The 21,725-nt window shown below is 75.0% G+C and carries 23 protein-coding genes; 10 read left to right on the top strand and 13 right to left on the bottom strand.

The features are described 5' to 3' along the window. The first annotated feature begins 66 nt into the window (after positions 1-66). The gene (locus tag HL189_RS18345) at positions 67-735 is read left to right on the top strand and encodes a PilZ domain-containing protein (protein WP_369135158.1); all 669 of its coding nucleotides are present in this window, start codon (positions 67-69) and stop codon (positions 733-735) included. A 1-nt stretch (position 736) separates the two neighbouring features. Here the strand turns inward: HL189_RS18345 and HL189_RS18340 are convergent, their stop codons facing one another. Beyond that, positions 737-1,597 carry a phosphoribosylaminoimidazolesuccinocarboxamide synthase gene (locus tag HL189_RS18340; RefSeq protein ID WP_369135157.1) on the bottom strand — a complete coding sequence of 287 codons (861 nt, stop codon included), beginning with the start codon at positions 1,595-1,597 and terminating at the stop codon, positions 737-739. Beyond that, complete coding sequence (gene purB / locus HL189_RS18335) at positions 1,594-2,901, bottom strand: adenylosuccinate lyase (protein ID WP_369135156.1); 1,308 nt, start codon at positions 2,899-2,901, stop codon at positions 1,594-1,596. Before purB ends, HL189_RS18340 begins: the two co-directional genes overlap by 4 nt. Positions 2,902-3,008: 107 nt before the next feature. Here purB and HL189_RS18330 point away from each other — a divergent pair, with 107 nt between their 5' ends. Then, positions 3,009-4,529: an AI-2E family transporter gene (locus HL189_RS18330; protein ID WP_369135155.1), complete on the top strand. Its 1,521-nt coding sequence runs from the start codon at positions 3,009-3,011 to the stop codon at positions 4,527-4,529. A 54-nt stretch (positions 4,530-4,583) separates the two neighbouring features. Here HL189_RS18330 and purD read toward each other — a convergent pair whose 3' ends face one another. Further along, on the bottom strand, positions 4,584-5,852 hold the full coding sequence (gene purD / locus HL189_RS18325; RefSeq protein WP_369135154.1) for a phosphoribosylamine--glycine ligase: 1,269 nt from the start codon (positions 5,850-5,852) through the stop codon (positions 4,584-4,586). 26 nt (positions 5,853-5,878) lie between these two features. Next, complete coding sequence (rsgA, locus tag HL189_RS18320; protein WP_369135153.1) at positions 5,879-6,913, bottom strand: ribosome small subunit-dependent GTPase A; 1,035 nt, start codon at positions 6,911-6,913, stop codon at positions 5,879-5,881. A gap of 107 nt (positions 6,914-7,020) precedes the next feature. Between rsgA and HL189_RS18315 the strand changes: the two genes are divergently transcribed. After that, the gene (locus HL189_RS18315) at positions 7,021-8,067 is read left to right on the top strand and encodes a glycerophosphodiester phosphodiesterase family protein (RefSeq protein WP_369135152.1); all 1,047 of its coding nucleotides are present in this window, start codon (positions 7,021-7,023) and stop codon (positions 8,065-8,067) included. Positions 8,068-8,192: 125 nt separating this feature from the next. On the opposite strand, the gene HL189_RS18310 is transcribed toward HL189_RS18315, so the two are convergent. Beyond that, positions 8,193-9,482 carry an adenylosuccinate synthase gene (locus HL189_RS18310; RefSeq protein ID WP_369135151.1) on the bottom strand — a complete coding sequence of 430 codons (1,290 nt, stop codon included), beginning with the start codon at positions 9,480-9,482 and terminating at the stop codon, positions 8,193-8,195. Positions 9,483-9,554: 72 nt separating this feature from the next. Between HL189_RS18310 and HL189_RS18305 the strand changes: the two genes are divergently transcribed. The 4 genes from HL189_RS18305 to HL189_RS18290 all read left to right on the top strand — a co-directional run bounded on the left by HL189_RS18305 (position 9,555) and on the right by HL189_RS18290 (position 13,232). Further along, entirely contained in the window at positions 9,555-10,172 is a 618-nt protein-coding gene (locus HL189_RS18305; RefSeq protein ID WP_369135150.1) for a hypothetical protein, read from the top strand. A 98-nt stretch (positions 10,173-10,270) separates the two neighbouring features. Further along, positions 10,271-11,335, top strand: a complete 1,065-nt coding sequence (locus tag HL189_RS18300) for an ABC transporter permease (protein WP_369135149.1) — start codon at positions 10,271-10,273, stop codon at positions 11,333-11,335. After that, a complete protein-coding gene (locus HL189_RS18295) occupies positions 11,332-12,138 on the top strand; it encodes an ATP-binding cassette domain-containing protein (protein ID WP_369135148.1) in 807 nt (268 codons plus the stop codon). Before HL189_RS18300 ends, HL189_RS18295 begins: the two co-directional genes overlap by 4 nt. 68 nt (positions 12,139-12,206) lie before the next feature. Next, positions 12,207-13,232, top strand: coding sequence for an NAD(P)-dependent alcohol dehydrogenase (locus tag HL189_RS18290; protein ID WP_369135147.1), 1,026 nt, complete (start codon positions 12,207-12,209; stop codon positions 13,230-13,232). Positions 13,233-13,279: 47 nt separating this feature from the next. On the opposite strand, the gene HL189_RS18285 is transcribed toward HL189_RS18290, so the two are convergent. The 7 genes from HL189_RS18285 to HL189_RS18255 form a co-directional block, all read right to left on the bottom strand. Next, the gene (locus HL189_RS18285) at positions 13,280-13,423 is read right to left on the bottom strand and encodes a GPGG-motif small membrane protein (RefSeq protein ID WP_222264952.1); all 144 of its coding nucleotides are present in this window, start codon (positions 13,421-13,423) and stop codon (positions 13,280-13,282) included. Positions 13,424-13,526: 103 nt separating this feature from the next. Continuing rightward, a complete protein-coding gene (locus tag HL189_RS18280) occupies positions 13,527-13,931 on the bottom strand; it encodes a DUF3151 domain-containing protein (protein WP_369135146.1) in 405 nt (134 codons plus the stop codon). After that, positions 13,931-14,965: a class II fructose-bisphosphate aldolase gene (gene fbaA / locus HL189_RS18275; RefSeq protein ID WP_369135145.1), complete on the bottom strand. Its 1,035-nt coding sequence runs from the start codon at positions 14,963-14,965 to the stop codon at positions 13,931-13,933. The genes HL189_RS18280 and fbaA overlap by 1 nt, the downstream gene beginning before the upstream one ends. Positions 14,966-15,054: 89 nt before the next feature. Beyond that, positions 15,055-16,413 (bottom strand): FAD-dependent oxidoreductase, encoded by a 1,359-nt coding sequence (locus HL189_RS18270; protein ID WP_369135144.1) that lies wholly within the window; start codon positions 16,411-16,413, stop codon positions 15,055-15,057. Between the two features lie 12 nt (positions 16,414-16,425). Next, a complete protein-coding gene (locus HL189_RS18265) occupies positions 16,426-16,719 on the bottom strand; it encodes a hypothetical protein (protein ID WP_369135143.1) in 294 nt (97 codons plus the stop codon). A 114-nt stretch (positions 16,720-16,833) separates the two neighbouring features. Further along, a complete protein-coding gene (gene pyrE / locus HL189_RS18260; protein ID WP_369135142.1) occupies positions 16,834-17,436 on the bottom strand; it encodes an orotate phosphoribosyltransferase in 603 nt (200 codons plus the stop codon). 44 nt (positions 17,437-17,480) lie between these two features. Beyond that, the gene (locus HL189_RS18255; RefSeq protein ID WP_369135141.1) at positions 17,481-18,149 is read right to left on the bottom strand and encodes a fasciclin domain-containing protein; all 669 of its coding nucleotides are present in this window, start codon (positions 18,147-18,149) and stop codon (positions 17,481-17,483) included. Between the two features lie 249 nt (positions 18,150-18,398). Here HL189_RS18255 and HL189_RS18250 point away from each other — a divergent pair, with 249 nt between their 5' ends. From HL189_RS18250 to HL189_RS18240, 3 genes are all read left to right on the top strand, one after another. After that, on the top strand, positions 18,399-19,976 hold the full coding sequence (locus HL189_RS18250) for a GMC oxidoreductase (protein ID WP_369135140.1): 1,578 nt from the start codon (positions 18,399-18,401) through the stop codon (positions 19,974-19,976). A 188-nt stretch (positions 19,977-20,164) separates the two neighbouring features. Beyond that, the gene (locus HL189_RS18245) at positions 20,165-20,395 is read left to right on the top strand and encodes a hypothetical protein (protein WP_369135139.1); all 231 of its coding nucleotides are present in this window, start codon (positions 20,165-20,167) and stop codon (positions 20,393-20,395) included. 108 nt (positions 20,396-20,503) lie between these two features. Further along, positions 20,504-20,962: a DUF4190 domain-containing protein gene (locus HL189_RS18240; protein WP_369135138.1), complete on the top strand. Its 459-nt coding sequence runs from the start codon at positions 20,504-20,506 to the stop codon at positions 20,960-20,962. Between the two features lie 15 nt (positions 20,963-20,977). On the opposite strand, the gene HL189_RS18235 is transcribed toward HL189_RS18240, so the two are convergent. After that, entirely contained in the window at positions 20,978-21,664 is a 687-nt protein-coding gene (locus HL189_RS18235) for a hypothetical protein (protein ID WP_369135137.1), read from the bottom strand. Positions 21,665-21,725: the final 61 nt, after the last annotated feature.

Below are 21,725 nucleotides of genomic sequence, written 5' to 3'. Positions count from 1 at the left end.
GTGCCGATGTCCTGTCCAGGGGCCACCGACGGCGGCCCCGGAACGGAACCGAAGGGAGCAGCGGACATGGCGGCCCCGCGCAAGCCGAACATCGACCACCCGGGCCGGGACACCGCGCTCAGCATCCTGCCCCTCGGCAGGGACGAGGCGCTCACCAGCAGGGTCCGGCGTGAGGCCAACGGCTTCCTGTACGTGACCCAGCCGCGCAACGGCATCGGCTCGGGTTCGATCTTCGTCGACCGGGACCTCCTCGAGGTGTCCTGGCAGTCCGACGACGGCCTGCGGTCGGTGCCCACCGAGATCGCCGGGATCACCAGCGAGGGGCTGTGGAAGCTCCGGATCGCCGGCCCGGCCAGCCGGGTGCAGCGGCGGGAGAGCGTCCGCGCACCGATCGGTCTCCGGGTCTCGATCAGCTGGGAGGACATCACGCTGATCGGCAGCACGATGGACCTCAGCGAGGGCGGGCTGCTCGCCGTCTTCCGGCCCAACGGCGACCTCGGCCTGCACATCCCCTACCCGTCGAGGACGACCCCGCTGTCGCTCGCCCTCGACCTGTACTCGGACGAGCTGGTCACCCCCGTCCAGCTGGTCCGGCGCCGGCGGCGCAACGACTCGCTGCACGAGTGGTCGCTCCGCTTCGTGGCGCTGCCGCCGGCCTCGGCCGACCTGATCCGCTCGCACGTCTTCACCGCGCTGCGCAACGCACGCGCCCGCGGTCTCGCCGCGATCTACTGAGTCAGGCGAACCGGCGGCCGGTGAGCTTCTCGTAGGCGGTGACGTACCGCTCGCGGGTGGCGGCGACGACGTCCTCCGGCAGCTCCGGCGGCGTCCCGGTGCGGTCCCAGCCCGACGTGGTCAGCCAGTCCCGCACGAACTGCTTGTCGAACGACGGCTGGGGCGCGCCCGGTGACCAGGTCATCGCGGGCCAGAACCGCGAGGAGTCCGGGGTGAGGACCTCGTCGCCCAGCACGAGCTCGTCGCCGTCCATGCCGAACTCGAACTTGGTGTCGGCCAGCAGGATCCCGGCGTCCTCGGCGATCTCCGCGGCCCGGTCGTAGAGGGCCAGGGTCAGCGCCTTGAGCTCGTCGGCCCGCACCGGCCCCACCAGCTGCTCCACGGTGCCGAAGTCGATCGCCTCGTCGTGCTCCCCGGCGGCCGCCTTGGTCGACGGCGTGAACACCGCCGCCGGCAGCCGGGAGCCCTCCACCAGCCCGGCGGGCAGCGGCACGTCGACGATCCCCCCGGTGCGCTCGTACTCGGCGGTGCCCGAGCCGGCGAGGTAGCCGCGGGCCACGCACTCGACCGGCAGCATCTCCAGCCGGCGGACCAGCATCGCCCGGCCGGCCACCTCGGCGGGGACGTCCGTGGCCGAGACCAGGTGGTGCGAGGCGCCGAACCGGTCCAGCACCGGCGCCAGCTGCTCGAACCACCACACCGACAGCGCGGTGAGCACCCGGCCCTTGTCGGGGATCGGCGTGGGCAGCACGGAGTCGTATGCGGAGATCCGGTCGCTGGCGACCAGCAGCAGCCGGTCCTCCCCCACGGCGTACACCTCGCGGACCTTCCCGCGGGCGACCAGTGGCAGGTCGAGGGTCATGACAACACCGCCAGTCGTTCGAACAGCGGACCGAGGTTCTGCACGTAGCGCTCCGGCCGGCAGATCTCGTCGAGCCGGGCCTCGTCCAGGGTCACCCCGTCGGCGCCCGCCCGGGTCCGCAGCGTCTCGCGGAACGGGGTGCCCGTCTGCCAGGTCTCCATCGCGGCCCCCTGGACCAGCGCGTAGGCGCCCTCACGGGACTGGCCGCCCTCCACCAGCTCGAGCAGCACCGAGGACGTGTAGATGAGCCCGCCGGTCGACTCCAGGTTCGCGCGCATCCGGTCGGCGTCGACCACCAGGTTCTCCACCAGCCCGGTGGTCAGGTTCAGCAGGTAGTCGGTGGTGACCGCCGCGTCGGGCAGGAACACCCGCTCGGTCGAGGAGTGCGAGATGTCCCGCTCGTGCCAGAGCGGGATCCCCTCCATCACCGGGACGATCGCCGCGCGCACCACCCGGGCCAGCCCGGCGATCCGCTCGGAACGGATCGGGTTCTTCTTGTGCGGCATCGCGCTGGAGCCCTTCTGGCCCGAGCCGAACGCCTCGGAGAGCTCCCGCACCTCGGTCCGCTGCCCGTGCCGGACCTCCAGCGCGATCGCCTCGCACACCGTGGCGATGACCGCGAGCGCCGCCACCCACTCGCTGATGCCGTCACGCAGCACCACCTGGGTGGAGGCGTCGGCCGGTCGCAGTCCCAGCGCGTCGGCGACGGCGACCTCCACCGACGGGTCGATCAGCGAGTAGGTGCCCACGGCGCCGGAGATGGCCACCACGCCGACCGACTCGCGCGCCCGGCGCAGCCGGTCCCGGGAGCGGGCCATGGCGAAGGCCAGGTCGGCGACCCGGTGGCCCCAGACGACCGGTTCGGCGTGCACGCCGTGCGTGCGGCCGACCCGGATCGTGTCCCGGTGGGCCAGCCCGTGGTCGCGCAGCGCGGCGACCAGGCGGTCGGTCTTGGCCAGCAGCACGTCGGTCGCGTCGGTGAGCTGCACCGCCAGCGCGGTGTCCAGCAGGTCGGAGGAGGTCATGCCGTGGTGCACGTAGGCCGCGGCCGAGCGCGGCTCGGTGTTGTCGGCCCACGCGGTGAGGAAGGCGATGACGTCGTGCTGCGTCGTCTCCTCGATCTCCGCGACCCGCTCGGGGGTCGGCGGGGGCGCGTTGCGCACCGGCTCCACGACGTCGACCGGCACCCGGCCGGCCTTCGCGTGCTCCTCCAGGACCAGCGTCTCGACCCGGCACCAGAGCTCGTACTTGTGCTGGTCGCTCCATACCCGGCCCATCTCGGGCAGCGTGTAGCGGTCGATCATGCGGGTACCGCCGCGGTCTGGTCTGCTCGTCGCACCACGGGGACCATTCTCCCGCACGTACCCTGCCCACCGACCGCCCCCTCGGCACGATCCCCGTGGAGGACCCGATGCTGCAGCGTGCCCGCCGCCTGGTGGAAGCGGCCCGGGCCCGGATCCAGGCGGCCGAGCAGGACCCGCACGCGTGGCCGGAGAGCTGGCCGGACACCCGGGTCGTGCTGGTGATGGACGACGAGCGGCACGGCCACCTGGAACCCGACACCGGGCAGCGGGACGACGCCCCGGCCGTCGACGACGGCAGCCCCGTGCTCACCCGGGTCGAGACGCCCGCCCCGGCGGAGGCTGACGAGCGCACGGACGAGCGGCCTCCCGCCGACGACGGCGACCTCGCGGTCGGCTCGCCCCACCCCGACGCGCCCGACCTCGGCGTCCCCGGCCGGGTCAGCGGACCGCCGCGGCCCGGCGGACCACCCCCGCGCCGCGGCCGGGACCGCAGCCGGGGCAGCCTCCTCGCCCCCGACGTCCCCCGCCCCGCCGAGCGCGACGTGCCCAACGGGCTGCGGGTGGCCGCGGCGTGGTCGTGGCGGCTGCTGGTCGTGGTCGCCGCGCTCTACCTCGTCCTGCGCGCCGCCGGCTACGTGGCGGTGGTCCTGGTCCCGGTCTTCATCGCCCTGCTGCTCGCGGCGCTGCTCGAGCCGGGCGCCGCGTACCTCCGCCGCAGCGGCTGGCCCAAGCCGCTGGCCGCGACGACCATGCTGGTCGTCGGGCTGGGGGTGGTCGCGGGGATCATCACGCTCGTGGTCGAGGAGTTCGTCGCCGGCTACGCCGACCTGGCCGACCAGGTCGACCAGGGCATCACCCAGATCCGCGACTTCGTCACCAGTACCTTCCCCGTCTCCCAGGGGCAGCTGGACGACGCGATCGCCAGCGCGCAGCAGGTGATCGTCGACAACGAGCAGGTGCTGACCACCGGCGCGCTGACCACGGCCACGACCGTCGGCGAGGTGCTCACCGGCATCCTGCTGACCCTGTTCACGCTCTTCTTCTTCCTGATGGACGGCCGGCACATCTGGCTGTGGGTGGTCGGCCTGGCCCCGGTCAACTCGCAGGCCTACCTGGACGAGGCGGCCCGCCGGGCCTGGCGCACGCTGATCTCCTACGTCCGGGCCACCGTCGGCGTGGCCGCCTTCGACGCGGTCTTCATCGGGGTCGGTCTGCTGTTCCTCGGCACGCCATTGGTGGTCCCGCTGGCCGCGCTGGTCTTCCTCGGGGCGTTCATCCCGATCATCGGTTCGTTCCTGGCCGGCACGGTCTCGGTGCTGGTGACCCTGGTGGCCGTCGGACCGATCCGGGCCCTGATCGCGCTGGGCATCATCGTGCTGATCATGCAGCTGGAGGGGCACGTGCTGCAGCCCCTGCTGCTGGGCCGGGCGGTGTCGGTGCACCCGCTCGCCGTCGTCCTCGGCATCGCCGCCGGGCTGCTGATCGGCGGGATCTTCGGCGCGCTGATCGCGGTCCCGGTGATCGCCTGCGGCAACGTCGCCGGCACCTACCTGTCCCGGCGGCACGAGGGCCCACGCCCGCCGCAGCCGGACACCCGCCGCGCCCGCCGCCTGGTCCGCGCCGAGTGAAGGACCGCACCGGGAACGGCACGTGGCCGCGGTGGAGGCCGGTAGGCCGACCGATCAGACCGTGATCCGGCCCTCCACCGCGGCCAGCGCGATGTCGGTGCGCCAGTGCGCGCCGCGCAGCCGGATCCCGGCCAGCCGCTCGTAGGCGGTCTGCCGGGCGGTGGCCAGGTCGGCGCCGACCGCGGTGACCGCGAGCACCCGCCCGCCCGCGGAGCGCACCAGCCCGTCGGGACCGACGACCGTGCCGGCGTGCAGCACGCCCTCGCCGTCGGCACCGCTGATCGGGTCGCCGGTGCGCGGGCGCTCGGGGTAGCCCTCGGCCGCGACGACGACGGTCACCGCCGCGCCGTCCCGCCAGCGCAAGGGCGGGTGGTCGGCGAGGGTGCCGGTGGCCGCCGCGTGCAGCAGCCCGGCCAGCGGCGTCTCCAGCAGCGGCAGCACGACCTGGGTCTCGGGGTCGCCGAAGCGGGCGTTGAACTCCACCACCCGCACCCCCCGGGAGGTCAGCGCCAGGCCGGCGTAGAGCAGGCCGCTGAACGGCTCCCCGCGCCGGGCCATCTCGTCGACGGTGGGCTGCAGCACGGTGGCCAGCACCTCGTCGACCAGGCCGTCCGGCGCCCAGGGCAGCGGGGCGTAGGCGCCCATCCCGCCGGTGTTGGGGCCTCGGTCGCCGTCGTCCCGGCGCTTGTGGTCCTGGGCGGGCACCAGCGGGACCACCGTCGTCCCGTCGGTGAGGGCGAACAGCGAGACCTCGGGACCGTCCAGGTACTCCTCGACGAGCACCGCGTGCCCGGCGTCGAGCACCGCCCGTCCGTGGGCGCGGGCGGCGTCCCGGTCGGGGGTGACCAGCACGCCCTTGCCGGCGGCCAGCCCGTCGTCCTTGACGACGAACGGCGCACCGCCGTCCGCCGCGGCCACCTCGTCGAGCACGGTGTCCAGCTCGGCCGCTCCGCCGACCGCCCAGGACCGCGCGGTCGGCACGCCGGCCGCGGTCATCACGTGCTTCGCGAAGGCCTTGGACCCCTCCAGCTGCGCCGCCTGCTCCGACGGGCCGAAGCAGGCGATCCCCGCGTCCCGCACCGCGTCGGCGGCGCCGGCCACCAGCGGGACCTCCGGTCCGACGACGACCAGGTCGGCCCGCCACTCGGCGGCGAGCGCGGCGACCGCGACCGGGTCGGCCGCGACCACCGGGAGCGGTGCGGCGATCCCGGCCGTGCCGGCGTTGCCCGGCGCGCAGGCCAGCGCCGTGACGGCGGGGTCGGACTGCAGAGCCACGCACAGGGCGTGCTCCCGGGCACCGGAGCCGATCACGAGCACGCGCACGGGCCGAACCTACCGACGGCCGTGGGTCAGCGGCCGCCCCGGGGCTTCGCCGGACGGGCCCGCATCTCGCGGTGCAGCGAGCGGACCCGGGCCGTCTCCAGCGCCCGGGCGCGCGCGTCGGCGCGCAGCTCCTGCCGGTGCGCCTCGGCCTGCAGCTTGCGCCAGGCGGTCAGCCGGGCCGGGTCGAGGTCGCCCCGGTCGATGGCCGCGGCCACGCCGCAGCCGGGCTCGGTGCGGTGCGCGCAGTCGCGGAACCGGCAGTCGGCGGCGTACCCGGCGACGTCGGCGTAGACGGTGTCCACGCCGTCCTCCCCGGCCAGCGCCAGCTCACGCATCCCCGGGGTGTCGACCAGCAGCCCGCCGCCGGGGAGCACGTGCAGCTCCCGCGCGGTGGTGGTGTGCCGGCCCCGGCCGTCGCCCCGGATCTCCGCCGTCCCCGCGACCGTCGCCCCGGCGAGCGCGTTGAGCAGGCTGGACTTGCCCACGCCGGAGGGGCCGACCATGGCCGCGGTGCAACCGGGGCCCAGCAGCGCGCGGACGTCGTCGAGGCCCGCGCCGGTCACCGAGCTGACCGCGAGCACCGGGACGCCGACCGCGTCGGCGGCCACCGCGGCGACGGCGGCGGGGACGTCGGGCTCCAGGTCCGCCTTGGTCAGGACGACGACCGGCATCGCCCCGCTCCCCCACGCGACGGCGAGGTAGCGCTCCACCCGCCGCAGCCGGGGAGCTCCGCCGAGCGCGTCGACGACGAGCACCAGGTCGACGTTGGCCGCCACCACCTGCGGCTCGGAGCCCCGGCCCGCGGCCGTGCGGACGAACGCCGTCCGGCGGGGCAGGACGGCGACCGCCTGCTCGCCGCGCACCGCGACCCAGTCCCCGACGGCCGGGCCGGTGCCGCCCGCGTCGTCGTGCAGGGTCCCGGCACGGTGCACCCGGTGCTCGCCGTCGGCGGTGAGCACGGTGAGCCGGCCCCGGTCGACGCGGGCCACGCGCGCCACGGCGCAGCCGCCGGGGACGTCCTGGCTCCGCTCGGCGGTCCACCCGAGGGGGATGAGTTCCATCACACCCAGGATGGTGGACCGCTGGTCACGGCGGTGTCCTCTCATTTGTCAGGCGGGTGACGGCGCGCGTTCGCTCTGTCGTCACCCGCCGCGGGTCGACTGGGGTCATGGCAGAGACGAGCCTGCAGCCCGTCGTTCCGCGCAGGCAGACGCGGACCCCGTTGATCGTCGGGCACCGAGGAGCCCCGAGCTACCGCCCGGAGCACACCGCGGCGAGCTACGACCTCGCGATCGACCTGGGCGCCGACCTGGTCGAACCCGACCTCGTGGTCAGCCGCGACGGCGCCCTGGTGGCCCGGCACGAGAACGAGCTGTCCCGCTCGACCGACGTCGCCGCCCGCGCCGAGTTCGCCGGCCGCCGGCGGACCCAGGAGGTCGACGGCGTCGAGGTGACCGGCTGGTTCACCGAGGACTTCACCCTCGCCGAGCTGCGCACCCTGCGGGCGGTCGAGCGGATGCCCGCCGTCCGCCCGCTGAACACGACCTACGACGGCCGGTTCGGGGTGCTCACCCTGGCGGAGGTCGTGGAGCTGGCCCGGTCCCGCTCCGCCCCGGGGCGGCCGGTGCGGGTGCAGGCCGAGCTGAAGCACCCGGGGTGGTTCGGCTCGATCGGCCTCCCGATGACCGAGCTGCTGGCCGCCGAGCTCCGCCGGCTGGACGCCGTCCACCCCGACGGCCCGGTGGTGGTCATGGCCTTCGAGCCCACCGCCCTGCGGGAGCTGCGGTCCGGTCTCGGGCCCGCCGGTCCGCGGCTGGTGCAGCTCATCGAGGAGGAGGGGGTGCAGGACGCGCTGGTCACCCCGGCCGGGCTGCGGGAGATCTCCACCTACGCCGAGGGCATCGCCCCGCACAAGGGCCGGATCCTGACCTCCTCCGCCGACGGGGCGCTGCGCGGCGTCTCGGACCTGGTGGCCCAGGCGCACCGGGCCGGGCTGACGGTCACCCCGTGGACGCTGCGCCCGGAGAACGTGTTCCTGCCCGGCCACCTGCGGCACGGCAGCGACCCGAACGGCCTCGGGGACGCCCAGACGGAGGCGCGGCTGCTGTTCGCGCTCGGCGTCGACGGCGTGATCACCGACGCGCCGGAGACGGCCCACCGGGCCCGCGCCGAGCTGACCGCCGAGGCCCTGGCCCCCATCAAGCCCCGGCGCTGAGTCCGAGACACCCGACGCACCCAGCGGGGGGACGACGGCGGCGCGAGCCGCAGGACCTGCTGGAACGGCCCCGCTGCAGGGGCCGCTGCGAGCTTGCGAGCAGTGGGGGGCAGCGGGGTCCTTCCTCAGTTCAGCAGGTCGTTGATGACGACGTTCTCGTCGCGGCCGGGGCCCACGCCGATGACGCTGACCCGTGCACCCGAGAGCTCCTCCACCCGGCGCACGTAGGCCTGCGCGGTGGCCGGCAGCTCCTCGAACCGGCGGCACCCGCTGATGTCCTCGGACCAGCCGGGCATCTCCTCGTAGACCGGCACGGCGTGGTGGAAGTCGGTCTGCGTCATCGGCATCTCCTCGTGCCGGACGCCGTCGACGTCGTAGGCGACGCAGATCGGCACCGTGTCCAGCCCGGAGAGCACGTCGAGCTTGGTGAGGAAGTAGTCGGTGATCCCGTTCACCCGGGTCGCGTAGCGGGCGACGACGGCGTCGAACCAGCCGCAGCGGCGGTCCCGGCCGGTGGTGACGCCGACCTCGCCGCCGTGCTCGCGCAGGTACTCGCCCCACTGGTCGTGCAGCTCGGTGGGGAACGGTCCGGAGCCGACCCGGGTGGTGTATGCCTTGAGGATCCCGACGACCCGGGTGATCCGGGTTGGGCCGACGCCGGCGCCGACGGCCGCGCCACCGGCGGTCGGGTTGGACGACGTCACGAACGGGTACGTGCCGTGGTCGACGTCGAGCAGGGTGCCCTGCGACCCCTCCAGCAGGACCCACTCCCCCGCGTCGAGGGCCCTGCCCAGCACGAGCCGGGTGTCGGCGATGCGGTGCTTGAGCTGCTCGGCGTAGCCGGCGTACTCCTCGACGACCTCGTCGACGTCGATAGCCCGGCGGTTGTAGACCTTGACCAGGACCTGGTTCTTCTCCATCAGCGTGCCCTCGAGCTTCTGCCGGAGGATCGGCAGGTCGAGCAGGTCGGCCACCCGGATGCCGGTCCGGGCCACCTTGTCGCCGTAGGCGGGGCCGATGCCGCGTCCGGTGGTGCCGATCTTCCGCTTGCCCAGGAACCGCTCGGTGACCCGGTCCAGCGCGCGGTGGTGCGGCATGATCAGGTGCGCGTCGGCGGAGATGACCAGGCGTGAGGTGTCCACGCCCCGCTCCTCCAGGCCGGCGAGCTCACCGATCAGCACCTCGGGGTCGATGACCACGCCGTTGCCGATGACCGGCGTGCAGCCCGGCGTGAGGATCCCCGACGGGATCAGGTGCAGGGCGTACTTCTCGCCGTCGGGCGTGATGACGGTGTGCCCGGCGTTGTTGCCCCCCTGGTACCGGACGACGTAGGGCACGCGGCCGCCGAGCAGGTCGGTCGCCTTGCCCTTGCCCTCGTCGCCCCACTGGGCACCGATCAGCACGACAGCGGGCATCGGGGACGTCTCCTCGTTCAGTGGGCCCAGGACACCACCGGGTCCCGGCTGGCCAGGTGGCAGGGTATCGGCATGCCCGCGACACAGCTCGACCTGCGCGGTCTGGCGGCCGAGCAGCCGCCGTCGAAACGGCACGTCGCCTCGGTGGTGGACCCGGCGGAGGCGGTGCACGTGCTGGGACCGGTCCCGGCGCTGGCCGCCGTCCTCACCCGGTTGTGGCGCACCGAGCGGCTGCCCGGTGTGCCGGTCGGCTGGGAGCCGGCCGGCGACCCGGCGTCGGCCGGCCTGGCCCGGGCGCTGGGCGTCGGGTCGGGCACCGAGCGGGAGCTGCCGCTGGTCCGGGACGACCACGGGGGCGTGCTCCTCGCGCACGGCCGGGTCTCCGCCGCCGGGGACCCCCGCCGGGCGCTGGCCCGCCGGTTCGGCGCGCAGGCGTACCACGACGACCAGCGGGTGGCCGACGGCCCGATCACCCGGATCGAGGTCCGCCCGGACTGGACGGCGGTCGACCGGATCTCCGTCGCCGTGGTGACCGTGCCGTTGCGGCCCGTCCGGCGCACCACCGGGCGGGCGCTGCAGATCGCGTGCGCCCCCGCCCGGGTGCTGCGGGACGGCGTCCCGTTCGACCGCGAGGTCACGAAGTGGACCTGGTACGCCGACGACCGGGTGCGCTGGCGCCTGCGCCCCTGAACGAGCGGTCGTGGACACTGAGGAGGCCGCCCGCTCCCCTGGAGGTCCCGCTGCCGTCGTCCCGTCGCCTGGCCGGGTCCACGTGGGGTCGGGCTCCGGTGGCCGCCGACCGCCCGCTCGGCTTCGGCCCCCCGGCGCCGGTCGTGCCGCGCTCGGCCGGCCGTCGGCTGCTCGACCGGATGCTCGCCCGCCCGAGCCTGGGCGCCCTGCTCGGCGTGCTGTCGGTCGGCCTCTTCTTCACCCTGCAGGCACCCATGCTGCTGAGCTCCGGCGGCCTGGCGACAGTGCTGGACATCGCCGCCCCGCTGGGCATCGGCGGGGTGGCGGTGGCGCTGCTGCTGGTCGCCGGCCAGTTCGACCTGTCCATCGGGGTGGTGGCGGTGGGCAGCAGCCTGGTGACCTCGCTGCTGGTGACCCAGGCGGGCATCGGCATCTGGCCGGCGCTGCTGCTGTCCCTGCTGGCGGCGCTGGTGGTCGGGGCGGTGAACGGGCTGCTCGTGGTGTCGACCGGGCTGCCGAGCTTCCTGGTCACCCTGGCCACGTTTCTCGTGCTGCAGGGCAGCTCGCTGGCAGTCGCCGCGGCGGTCGCCGGTTCGTCGCGGATCACCGGCCTGGCCGAGGCCCCGGGGTGGTCCTCGGCGCTGGCGGTCTTCGGGTCGACCGCGCAGCTGGGCGACGGCCGCTACCGGGTGTCGCTGCTGTGGTGGGTGGGCGCGACCCTGCTCGCCAGCTGGCTGCTGTGGCGGACCCGGTTCGGCAACGCGGTGTTCGCCAGCGGTGGCGCCCGGCGGGCGGCCAGGCAGCTCGGCGTCCCCGTGCGGCGGACCAGCGTCCTGCTCTTCCTCGGCACCGCCACGGCCGGCTGGCTGATCGGCACCCTCGGGCTGGTCCGGCTCGGCGGGGTGCAGGTCGACCCCGCGCTCGGCGCGGAGATCGAGTTCATCGTCGTCGCGGTGATCGGCGGGTGCCTGCTCACCGGCGGGTACGGCTCCCCCTACGGGGCGGCGCTGGGCGCGCTGCTGTACGGCGTGGCCCGGGAGGGCATCGCGCTGGCCGGCTGGGACCCCCGCTGGTTCCAGGCCTTCCTCGGGCTGTGCCTGCTCGTGGCGCTGCTGGCCAACGGCCTGGTGCGCCGCCGGCTGCGCGCGGTGCCCCGCTCGTGAGCACGGCCGGGGAGCGGCCCGCGCCGGTGCTGGAGCTGAGCGGGGTCACCGTGCGGTTCGGCAGCGTGCCGGCGCTGTCCCGGGTCTCCCTCGCGCTGCGTCCGGGCGAGGTCACCTGCGTGCTCGGGGAGAACGGGTCGGGCAAGTCGACGCTGGTGGCGCTGCTGTCGGGGTTGCTGCACCCGGCGGAGGGGGAGCTGCTGGTCGCCGGGCAGCCGGTGCGGTTCCGGTCGCCGCAGCAGGCCCGGGCGCTGGGCGTCGCGACCATCTGGCAGGACCTCGCGATCGCGCCGCTCATGTCGGTGTGGCGGAACTTCTTCCTGGGCGCCGAGCCGACCCGGGGGGTGTGGCCGTTCCGGCGGCTGGACACCGGCCGGGCGCGGGCGATCGCGGAGCAGGCGATGGCGCGGGTGGGCGTCACCAGCCTCAGCGTCGACCAGCCGGCCAGCGCGCTGCAGGCCGGGGAGCGGCAGAGCCTGGCGATCGCCCGGGCGCTGCACTTCGGCGCCCGGGTGCTGGTCATCGACGAGCCGACGGCCCCGATGACGGTGGCCCAGCGGGCGGTGGTGCTGCAGGCGGTGGTCGCCGCCCGCGACGACGGGCTGGCGGTCCTGTTCGTCACCAACAGCCCCCAGTACGCCCACCTGGTGGGCGACCGCTTCCTGCTGCTTGGCGGCGGCCGGGTGGCCGGGGACCTGACCCGGGAGGACGTCGACGCCGACGACCTGACCCGGCTGGTCGCCGGCGGCGACCAGCTCTCCGCGCTCACCGACTCGCTGCGGGCGGCGCACGGCGACCGCTGATCCGGTACCGGGCGCTGTTGCGGCAGCGGGGCCCCGGGCGCACCCTGCTGGGACCGGGAGGTGCTGCCATGAGAGCCGTCCGCGTCACCGGGTACCACCAGCCACTGCAGCTGGCGGACGTCCCGCGACCCGAGGTCACCGGTCCGCACGACGTCGTCGTGAAGATCGGCGGGGCCGGCGTCTGCCGCACCGACCTGCACGTCCTGGAGGGCCAGTGGGCCGAGAAGTCGCAGGTCCAGCTGCCGTACACCATCGGGCACGAGAACGCGGGCTGGGTGGCGGCGGTGGGCAGCGCGGTGACCTCCGTGGCCGAGGGCGACAAGGTGATCCTGCACCCGCTGATCACCTGCGGGCTCTGCCGCGCCTGCCGCTCCGGGGACGACGTGCACTGCGAGAACTCGCAGTTCCCCGGCATCGACACCGACGGCGGCTACGCGGAGTACCTCAAGACCTCGGCACGCAGCGTGGTGCGGATCGACGAGTCGCTGGAGCCGGCCGACGTCGCCGCGCTGGCCGACGCGGGGCTCACCGCCTACCACGCGGTGGCCAAGGCGGCCCGCCGGCTGCGCCCCGGCTTCCGCTGCGTGATGATCGGCGCGGGCGGCCTCGGGCACATCGGGATCCAGGTGCTCAAGGCGCTCTCCCCCGCCGAGCTGATCGTCGTCGACCGCAACCCCGACGCACTCGCGCTGGCCGAATCGATCGGCGCCGACCACGGCGTGCTGGCCGACGGCGGCCAGGTGGAACGGGTCCGGCAGCTCACCGGCGGGCACGGGGCCGAGGTGGTCATCGACTTCGTCGGTGAGGGCGGCAGCACCGGGGAGGGCCTGGCGATGACCCGGCGGGCCGGTGACTACCTGGTGGTCGGGTACGGGGAGAACGTCGACGTCCCGACGATCGACCTGATCTCCGCGGAGATCAACGTCCTGGGGAACCTGGTCGGCTCCTACAACGACCTGGTCGACCTGATGGCGCTGGCCGCGCAGTCGGAGGTCACGCTGCACACGGCGCGGTACGCGCTGGACGACTTCCAGTCGGCGATCGACGACCTCGACGCCGGCCGGGTCCGCGGGCGCGCGATCCTTGTGCCCTAATCCACGACGAACGGGGCCGCCCTCCTCGCGGAGAGCGGCCCCGCCGTTCAGGCGAAGACGCTCACCCCACCGGGTCCGACCAGGAGCCCGACGACGATGAGCACGATCCCCCACAGCATCTGCCCTCGGACGATCGCCACGATCCCCGCGATCACCAACACGACCGCCAGGATCCACAGCAGCGTGACCATGGGCACCTCCCTCTTCTCAGGGCCACCGGACGGTGGTCAGGAGAGCGAAGGGTAGGTCCTGGCGGTCCTCCCCGCAGCGCGAGTCGATCTACGATTTGGCAGGTCAACCAGTCAGTGACGGGTCGCAGTCGCGCAACAGCTCAGTGCAGCGCTCCTGCTCGTCGACCTCACCGATCCGCTCCGCGGCCGCCGCGAGCACCGTGACGCAGCGCAGGAACCCGCGGTTGGGCTCGTGCGACCACGGCACCGGGCCGTGGCCCTTCCAGCCGTTGCGGCGCAGCGCGTCGAGCCCCCGGTGGTACCCGGTTCGGGCGTAGGCGTAGGCCTGGATCGTCTCGCCGTCGGCCAGCGCGCCGTCCGCCAGCGCGGCCCACGCCGCGCGGGACGTCGGGTGCGCCGCGGCGACCTCCGCCGGGTCCACGCCGTCCGCCAGGGCCTCGGCCCCGGGATCGGCGGGCAGCAGCGTCGCCGGCGGCTCGCCGAGCAGGTTGTGGTGCGGGTGCCCCATCAGCCGGCCTGCGACTGGCCGGCGGACAGCAGGTCCTCGCACGCCTGACCGACCCGCTGGGCCATGCTGGTCTCGGCGAGCTTCATGTAGGTGCGCGGGTCGAAGGCCTTCTTGACCCCGACCTCGCCGTCGACCTTGAGCACACCGTCGTAGTTGCTGAACATGTGGCCGACGATCGCCCGGGTGAAGGCGTACTGGGTGTCGGTGTCGACGTTCATCTTCACGACGCCGTAGGAGATCGCCTCGCGGATGTCGGACAGGTCCGACCCCGAGCCGCCGTGGAAGACCAGGTTGAACGGCTTGGCGCCGTCCCCGAGACCGAACTGCTCGGCGACGACGGCCTGGCCGCGCTCGAGCACCTCGGGGCGCAGCTTCACGTTGCCGGGCTTGTAGACGCCGTGCACGTTGCCGAAGGTCGCGGCCAGCAGGTACACGCCCTTCTCGCCGAGGCCGAGGGCCTCCGCCGTCCGCACGAAGTCGCCGTCGGCGGTGTAGAGCTTCTCGTTGATCTCGTGCGCGACGCCGTCCTCCTCGCCGCCCACGACGCCGATCTCCACCTCGAGGACGATCTTCGCCGACGCACACTTGGCGATGAGCTCCTGGCCGATCTCCAGGTTCTCGGTCAGCTCGACCGCCGAGCCGTCCCACATGTGCGACTGGAACAGCGGCGCCTGGCCGGCGTCGACCCGGTCCTGGGAGATCGCGATCAGCGGCCGGACGTAGCTGTCGAGCTTGTCCTTGGGGCAGTGGTCGGTGTGCAGCGCCACCTGGACCGGGTACTTCTCGGCGACGACGTGGGCGAACTCGGCGAGCGCGACAGCACCGGTGACCATGTCCTTGACCCGCGTGCCCGAGCCGAACTCCGCGCCGCCGGTGGAGAACTGGATGATCCCGTCACTGCCGGCGTCGGCGAACCCGCGCAGCGCGGCGTTGATCGTCTCGGACGACGTGCAGTTGATCGCCGGGTAGGCGAAGCCGCCCTCCTTCGCCCGGGTGATCATGTCGGCGTAGACCTCGGGGGTCGCGATGGGCATGCGGTGCTCTCCTGATGTCGGGGACCAGCGGCTCTGCTGGGCGTCAGCATCCCACCGGCTGATCGCCCGTGGCGCAGCCGGGCTGCCGCTCAGCCCTGTTCGGTCCGGCTGAGCACCCGGGCGGCCACCACCACCGGGTCGTAGGTGGGCGAGAACGGCGGGGCGTAGGACAGGTCGGCCCCGGCCAGCTCCTCGGCGGTGAGGCCGGCCCAGATGGCGGTGGCCAGCACGTCGATGCGCTTCCCGGAGCCCGGCCCGCCCACGATCTGCGCGCCGAGCAGCTGGTCCGAGCCGGCCTCGCTGATCAGCTTGATCGCGATCTCCTCCGCGCCGGGGAAGTAGCCGGCCCGGGTGGTGCCCTCGATGACCTCGGTGCGGAACGCGAAGCCCGCCTGCTCGGCCTGGGTCGTGCACAGCCCGGTACGGGCCACCTCCAGCTCCCCGACCCGGGTCAGCGCGGTGCCGAGCACGCCGGCGAACCGGGCCGGCCGCCCGCCGATCACCGAGCCGGCCACGCGCCCCTGCTTGTTGGCGTGCGTGCCCAGCGGCACGTGGGCCACCTCGCCGGTGACCCGGTGGTGGGTCTGGGCGCAGTCCCCGGCGGCGAAGACCTCGGGGTGCTCCCGGCAGCGCTGGCTGCGGTCGACGTCGATCGCGCCGGTCGGGCCCAGGGCCAGCCCGGCGTCGGCGGCCAGCTGCACCTCCGGCCGCATGCCCAGGCCGAGGACGACGAGGTCCGCCTCGTACGTGCCGCGGTCGGTGCGCACCCCGCAGGCCCGGCCGGCGGGGTCGAGGAGCACCTCGCGTACCGCCTGGTCGGTGTGGACGGCGATGCCCGCCTTCCCCATCGCCGCGCAGACCCGCTCCGCCATGTCGGCGTCCAGCAGCTGCATCGGCAGCGGGTCGGCGAGGACGACCGTGACGTCCAGCCCGCGGAGCTGCAGCACCTCGGCCATCTCCAGCCCGATGTACCCGCCGCCGAGCACGAGCCCGGTGCGCGCCCCGGCGTCGATCGCCGCCCGGATCGCCGCGCCGTCGTCGAGCCGGTGCACCCCGAAAACCCCGGGGGCGTCCAGCCCGGGGATCGGCGGGCGCGCCGGCCGGCCGCCGGTGGCGACGACCAGCCGGTCGTAGCCGAGCCGTTCGCCGTCCCCGGTGACGACCTCCCCGGCGTCCAGGTCGATCGCGGTCGCGGCGGTGCCGGTGTGCACGGTGATGCCCCGCGCGGCGAACTCGGCCGGCGTGCGGGCGATCAGGTCGTCGCGGTCGGTCACCAGCCCGCCGACCCAGTAGGGGATGCCACAGGCGGAGTAGGAGACCTCCGGACCCTGCTCGAGGACGACGATCTCCAGGTCGTCGGCGTCGCGCAGCCGCCGGGCCTGGGCGGCGGCGGACATCCCGGCGGCGTCGCCGCCGATGACCAGCAGTCGTTCCCGCGGCGTGCTCATGGGCTCAGGCTGTCACCTCCGCGGCCCGGCGGGCACCTCCGCGCGCAACGACTCCACGGCCTGGCGGGCGGCGGCGAGCTGGGTGGGGGCCTGGCCGACCGCGTACCGGCGGGTGGCGCGGTCGACGGCGAGCGTGGTCCACCCGGCGCCGTCCTCGTCGGAGAGGTGCACCAGCAGGACGGCGCGGTCGTGCTCCACCCGTGCGCGGTGCGCCGGGTTGCCCTCCTCGTGGAGGACGCGGGGGTGGTCGGGGTCGGCGACGAACGACGTCCACCGGTCGCGCCGCCGCCTCGGCGTGCTGGTCATCCGCGAACGGTAGGCCCACGCGCCCGCCGTCATCGCCGCCGTTGTGCGCTCGATGTCGCCTCCGGTGCCGCATGGCGACGATGAGCGCACAACGGCGCGAGCTGGTCCGGCCGCTCAGCCGAGCCCGAGGTCGGACAGCTCGAACGCCGCCCGGTACTCCAGGCCGGCCGCCTCGACGGCGGCCCGGGCGCCACGGTCGACGATCACCGCGACGGCGACCACCTCGGCCCCCGCCTCGTGCAGCGCCTCCACCGCCTGCAGCACGCTGTCGCCGGTGGTGGACGTGTCCTCCACCGCCAGCACCGGCCGGCCGGCGACGTCCGGGCCCTCGATCCGCCGCTGTAGCCCGTGCGCCTTGCCCTGCTTGCGGACGACGAAGGCGTCGAGGAACCCCTCGCCGTCGGCCGCGGCGTGCAGCATCGCGGTGGCCACCGGGTCGGCGCCGAGCGTGAGCCCGCCGACCGCCTCGTAGGCCAGGTCCCGGGTCAGCTGCCGCATCACCCGGCCGACCAGGGGTGCGCCCTCGTGGTGCAGGGTCAGCCGCCGCAGGTCGATGTACCAGTCCGCCTCCCGCCCCGAGGACAGCGTCACCTTCCCGTGCACCACGGCGAGCTCGACGACGAGCTCGAGCAGCCGGTCGCGGTCGGGGTGGGCGGCCCCGTTCCAGGGGCCCGCCCCCAGGGACGAGGTGTGCTGGGGAACGGGGTCCTCTGCCATGCCCCCGACCCTACTGAGCGGCCCGGGTGGGTCCGCCGCGGCGCTCAGCCGGCCGGGGCGAGCACCTGGTCGACGAGGTACACGGTGGCGTTGGCCGTCGGGACGTTGCCGCAGACGACCGTGGCCGGCGCCACGCCGGCCAGGGTCTGGTCGGCGGCCACGCCGAAGGACCCGCCGGACCCGGTGACGGTGACCGTGTCGCCCTGCAGGGTCCGGTGCTCACCGGCGAGCTCCTCCGGGGCCAGCCGGCCGCTGAGCACGTGGTGGGTCAGCACGGTGGTCAGCCGCGGCACGTCGGCGATCAGCGCGGGGACGGCGTCGGCGCCGAGCGCGTCGAAGGCTGCGTTGGTCGGGGCGAGCACGGTGATGTCCGCCCGGGTGTTCACGACGTCGACCAGGTTGGCGGCCAGCACGGCCTGCGCGAGCGTGGTCAGCTGCGGGTTCGTGCTCACCGCCGTGCCGGCCGGCGTGGTGGCGAGCGCCGGGAGGCTGCCCGGCCCCTCGGCCGGCAGCACGTCGCAGCCCGCCCCGATCGGCCCCTCGGCCGCCGGGGTGGCCGTGGCCGTCGTCTCCGCGGGGCCGGCGGCCGACGGGGCGGCGCCCGTGGCGGCGGCGTCGCCGGCGGTCCCGCCGCACGCGGTCAGGACCAGGACGAGGACCAGCCCGGGAACGGCGGTCAGGGCGGCGGCTCGGGACCGCCGAGGGGCTCTCACGGTGTGCTCCTCCTGGGTGGTCGGGCTCCCCGGGGACCGGGCGGCCGGTGCACTGACCGCCGAGCATGGCATCCCCGGCCCCGGCGCCGTCGTCGCCACCACGGAGCCCGGCCCACCACGGAGCCTGCCTCCCACGGGCCGGTCGGGCCTGCGCGACGGCACCTCCCGCACCGGACGGTCCTGTCGTACCCTCCCGGCGCGCGGGCCGTCGGCCCTCCTCGACCTCGACTCGGAGCGGCGCCCCACCACATGTTCACCTCCCTGCGGCGCCTGGACGAGCGACCGGCCGAGGCGGACGTCCTCGTCGTGGGCAGCGGGCCGGGGGGCCTGGCGCTCGCCACCGAGCTGCGGCGGCGGGGCGCGGAGGTGCTGCTGCTGGAGAGCGGCGGGCGCCGCTCGGTGCTGCACCCCCTGAACGAGGTCCTCACCACCGGGCTGCCGTTCCCCGGCGGCCGCACCGGCCGGGCCCGCGGCTTCGGCGGCACGGGTCAGCTCTGGGCCGGTGGGTGCCTGCCGCTGGAGGACTCCGACGTCGTGGGTCGCCCGTGGGTGCCCGGGAGCGCGTGGCCGGTGCCGCTGGACGAGTTCCGGCGATGGCAGGACCAGGCGACCCGCTTCTTCGCGATCCCCACCGCCACCTTCGGGCCCGACGACGTCACCGACGACGTCGCCACCTGCCTCGACGGCTCGGGCATGGAGTTCCGGGTCCTGCACCACAGCCCCCGTTTCCGGGTCGGCGACCACCTGCGCAGGTCGGTCGCGGACGACCCGGGCATCACGGTCGTCCTGGGCGGGACCGCCGTGGAGGTGCTCGAGGACGGCGACCGCGTGACGGGGGTGCGGGCCCGTGACCTCTCCGGCGCCGAGCGCGTCCTGCGCGCCCGGGCCACGGTGCTGGCCTGCGGTGCCCTCGAGAACGCGCGGCTGCTGCTCGGCAGCGGCGCCGCACCCGGTGGGCTGGGCAACCATGCGGGCCTGCTCGGCGCGGGGCTGCAGGACCACCCGTACTGGTACCTCGGCGAGGTCCTCCCGCCCTCCGGCCGCCTCGCGACCTTCTTCCAGGTCCGCCGCGTCGGCGACCACCGGGTCCGCCCCAAGTTGATGCTGAGCCCGGCCGTGCAGCAGGACCGGGGACTGCTCGGCGCCCTCGCCGACCTCCAGGTCGTGCACGGTCCGCACTCCCCCGTGGGCGCCCTCAAGCGCGTGACCGACGCCCTGGGACAGCGCCGCAGACCACCGGCACTGGGTCACGAGGTGGCGCAGGTGCTCGCCGGGCCCGGCCCCCTGGTCCGTGAGCTGCGGCACCGCCGCCGGGGTGCCGCCGCGCCGCTGGACCACCACAGCCGGCTGCTCCTGCGCGTGCAGACCGAGCAGCCCCCGCTGGGCGACAGCCACCTCCGCCTGTCCCCACGGCGTGACGCGCTCGGCGCCCGGAGGCTGGAGGTGCACTGGACGGTCGGCGCCGCGGAGTGCGCCGCCGCCACCGAGACGGCTCGGCGGGTCGCGGCGCAGGCGGAGGCCGGCGGGCTGGCCCGGGTGCGGCTGGTCGACTGGCTCGAGGACCCGTCCGCCTTCCGGAGGGCGGCCGCCGACTACAACCACCACGCCGGGACGACGCGGATGGCCGCCGACCCCGCGGAGGGCGTCGTCGACCCGGACTGCGCCGTGTACGGCTCCCCCGGCCTGTACCTCGTCGGTGGCTCGGTCTTCCCGAGCTCAGGCGTGGCCAACCCGACGCTCACCATCGTGGCGCTGGCGCTGCGGCTCGCGGCCTTCCTCGCCGGGGACCGCCACGCCGCGGCGTCGGGGCCCGGCGCGGACGTCTGAGGACGCCGGTCAGCCGCCGACGGCCTGCCGGCGCCGCCCCTCGGCCCGGAACCACGCGCTCGAGGGCGTGAGTGCCAGCAGCACGATGCCGGCGGCGAGCAGCAGCCACTGCAGCACGGTGAGCACGTCCAGCGCGGGGATCGGGCCTGGCGAGCCCGCCGAGCACCGAGAGCAGGCCGAGCCCGCCGATGACCCAGAGGACTCTCCGCGCCCAGTTGTGCCCCCGCCAGGCGAACCAGGGCACGACCAGGGCGAAGGCGGTCCACAGCAGCCCGAAGGTGGTCGCCGCCGTGGTGGTCACCCGCTCGAGGCCGGAGAATGCCTCGGGGTCCACCCCGGCGTCCCGGGCCGCGGCGTCCATCACCGTGTCCATGCCGGCAAACGTGATGATCGAGGCGATCACGCCGATCACGGTGTAGGCCAGGAAGGCGCCGAGGCCGGCGGTGACCGTCGTCGGGCGCGGCGTGGGCGTGCTGCTGACACGTCGCACCGGGCCACGGCCGGAGCGACTGCCTACGCTCCCGCGGATGACGACGCCCTCCGGTCCCCAGCACCCGCAGTCGCCGGGCCACCCCGTGCCGAGCGGCCAGTACGGCCAGCCGGCGCCCTACGGCGGGTACGGCGAGCCGCCGCGGTCCACCGGCCTCGGCATCGCCGCGCTGGTGCTCGGCATCCTGTCCCTGCCGGGCGCCTTCCTGGTCGGCGTGCCGGGCATCGTGCTCGGCCTGATCGCGCTCGTGCTGGGCATCGTGGCCCTGCGCCGGGTCGAGGCGCGCCGGGCGGACAACCGCGGCATGGCGATCACCGGCGTCGTCACCGGCGCCCTCGGCCTGCTGCTCGGCGTCCTCGGCCTGCTGCTCGGCGTCCTCGTCCTCGCCGGCGCGGTCTTCTTCGTGCGGACCACCGGGGACTGCACGACCGAGTTCGACCAGACCGGCGACCAGGCCCGGCACGAGCAGTGCCTCCGGGAGAGCGTCGAGGGGTGACGCTCTCCCGGTCCGTCAGCCGCGGTAGGCCCGCCGCCGGTCGCGCTCGGCCGCGTACCAGTGGTTGGACGGCTTCAGGGCCAGGGCGACGACGCCGACGAGCACGAGCAGCAACTGCAGGAAGCCCAGGATCCCGGTCTCGGCCCCCGGCGCCGCGAAGGCGGACGCCAGGCTGAGGCCGCCGAGCACCCACAGCACGATCCGCGCCCAGTTCCGCCCCTGCCAGGCGAACCAGATCACCAGCAGGTAGGCGGCGACGAACAGCAGGCTGATGACCACACCCGTCGTCACGACCGCGGACGCCTCGCTCTCGCTGAGCCCCGAATCGCGGCCGAGCTGGGCCGCCACCCGGTTCAGGTCGGAGAAGGTGAGCAACGAGCCGAGCAGCCCCAGCACGGTGCTCAGCAGGAACGCGCCGATGCCGAGCTTCACGGTGCTGGGCCGCTCGGTCGGGGCGGCGGGCGCGCCGCCGCCCTGCCAGCCGGCGGGTGCGTTCGGGTAGGCCCCGAAGCCCTGCTGCCCGTAGCCGGGCTGGTCGTGCTGCGGTCCGCCGTACTGCGGTCCGCCGTACGGTGGTCCGCCGTACGGTGGCTGCTGACCGGGTTGTGGCTGGCCGTACTGCGGCTGGCCCGACGGGGACTGGCCGAACGGCGGCTGCCCGTACCCGCCGCCCTGCTGCGGGTCCTGCGGTCCTGACGTCATGACGCTCCTGCCCTCTCCGTTGCCGACGTTGATGATCATCGGCCATCCGGAGCCCGGCGGC

Origin of the sequence: Modestobacter sp. I12A-02662, assembly GCF_041028325.1 — a bacterium.
Classification (GTDB): Bacteria; Actinomycetota; Actinomycetes; order Mycobacteriales; family Geodermatophilaceae; genus Modestobacter.
The sequence above is the reverse complement of the archived record's forward strand: the minus strand, read 5'-3'. Positions and strand labels throughout refer to the sequence as shown.

Bases quoted from the DNA above. Each gene is read 5' to 3' on its own strand.
- HL189_RS18345 (WP_369135158.1), top strand. From the start codon at position 67: ATGGCGGCCCCGCGCAAGCCGAACATCGACCACCCGGGCCGGGACACC.
- HL189_RS18340 (WP_369135157.1), bottom strand. From the start codon at position 1,597: ATGACCCTCGACCTGCCACTGGTCGCCCGCGGGAAGGTCCGCGAGGTG.
- purB (WP_369135156.1), bottom strand. From the start codon at position 2,901: ATGATCGACCGCTACACGCTGCCCGAGATGGGCCGGGTATGGAGCGAC.
- HL189_RS18330 (WP_369135155.1), top strand. From the start codon at position 3,009: ATGCTGCAGCGTGCCCGCCGCCTGGTGGAAGCGGCCCGGGCCCGGATC.
- rsgA (WP_369135153.1), bottom strand. From the start codon at position 6,913: ATGGAACTCATCCCCCTCGGGTGGACCGCCGAGCGGAGCCAGGACGTC.
- HL189_RS18315 (WP_369135152.1), top strand. From the start codon at position 7,021: ATGGCAGAGACGAGCCTGCAGCCCGTCGTTCCGCGCAGGCAGACGCGG.
- HL189_RS18310 (WP_369135151.1), bottom strand. From the start codon at position 9,482: ATGCCCGCTGTCGTGCTGATCGGTGCCCAGTGGGGCGACGAGGGCAAG.
- HL189_RS18305 (WP_369135150.1), top strand. From the start codon at position 9,555: ATGCCCGCGACACAGCTCGACCTGCGCGGTCTGGCGGCCGAGCAGCCG.
- HL189_RS18290 (WP_369135147.1), top strand. From the start codon at position 12,207: ATGAGAGCCGTCCGCGTCACCGGGTACCACCAGCCACTGCAGCTGGCG.
- HL189_RS18285 (WP_222264952.1), bottom strand. From the start codon at position 13,423: ATGGTCACGCTGCTGTGGATCCTGGCGGTCGTGTTGGTGATCGCGGGG.
- HL189_RS18280 (WP_369135146.1), bottom strand. From the start codon at position 13,931: ATGGGGCACCCGCACCACAACCTGCTCGGCGAGCCGCCGGCGACGCTG.
- fbaA (WP_369135145.1), bottom strand. From the start codon at position 14,965: ATGCCCATCGCGACCCCCGAGGTCTACGCCGACATGATCACCCGGGCG.
- HL189_RS18270 (WP_369135144.1), bottom strand. From the start codon at position 16,413: ATGAGCACGCCGCGGGAACGACTGCTGGTCATCGGCGGCGACGCCGCC.
- HL189_RS18265 (WP_369135143.1), bottom strand. From the start codon at position 16,719: ATGACCAGCACGCCGAGGCGGCGGCGCGACCGGTGGACGTCGTTCGTC.
- pyrE (WP_369135142.1), bottom strand. From the start codon at position 17,436: ATGGCAGAGGACCCCGTTCCCCAGCACACCTCGTCCCTGGGGGCGGGC.
- HL189_RS18250 (WP_369135140.1), top strand. From the start codon at position 18,399: ATGTTCACCTCCCTGCGGCGCCTGGACGAGCGACCGGCCGAGGCGGAC.
- HL189_RS18245 (WP_369135139.1), top strand. From the start codon at position 20,165: ATGACCCAGAGGACTCTCCGCGCCCAGTTGTGCCCCCGCCAGGCGAAC.
- HL189_RS18240 (WP_369135138.1), top strand. From the start codon at position 20,504: ATGACGACGCCCTCCGGTCCCCAGCACCCGCAGTCGCCGGGCCACCCC.
- HL189_RS18235 (WP_369135137.1), bottom strand. From the start codon at position 21,664: ATGACGTCAGGACCGCAGGACCCGCAGCAGGGCGGCGGGTACGGGCAG.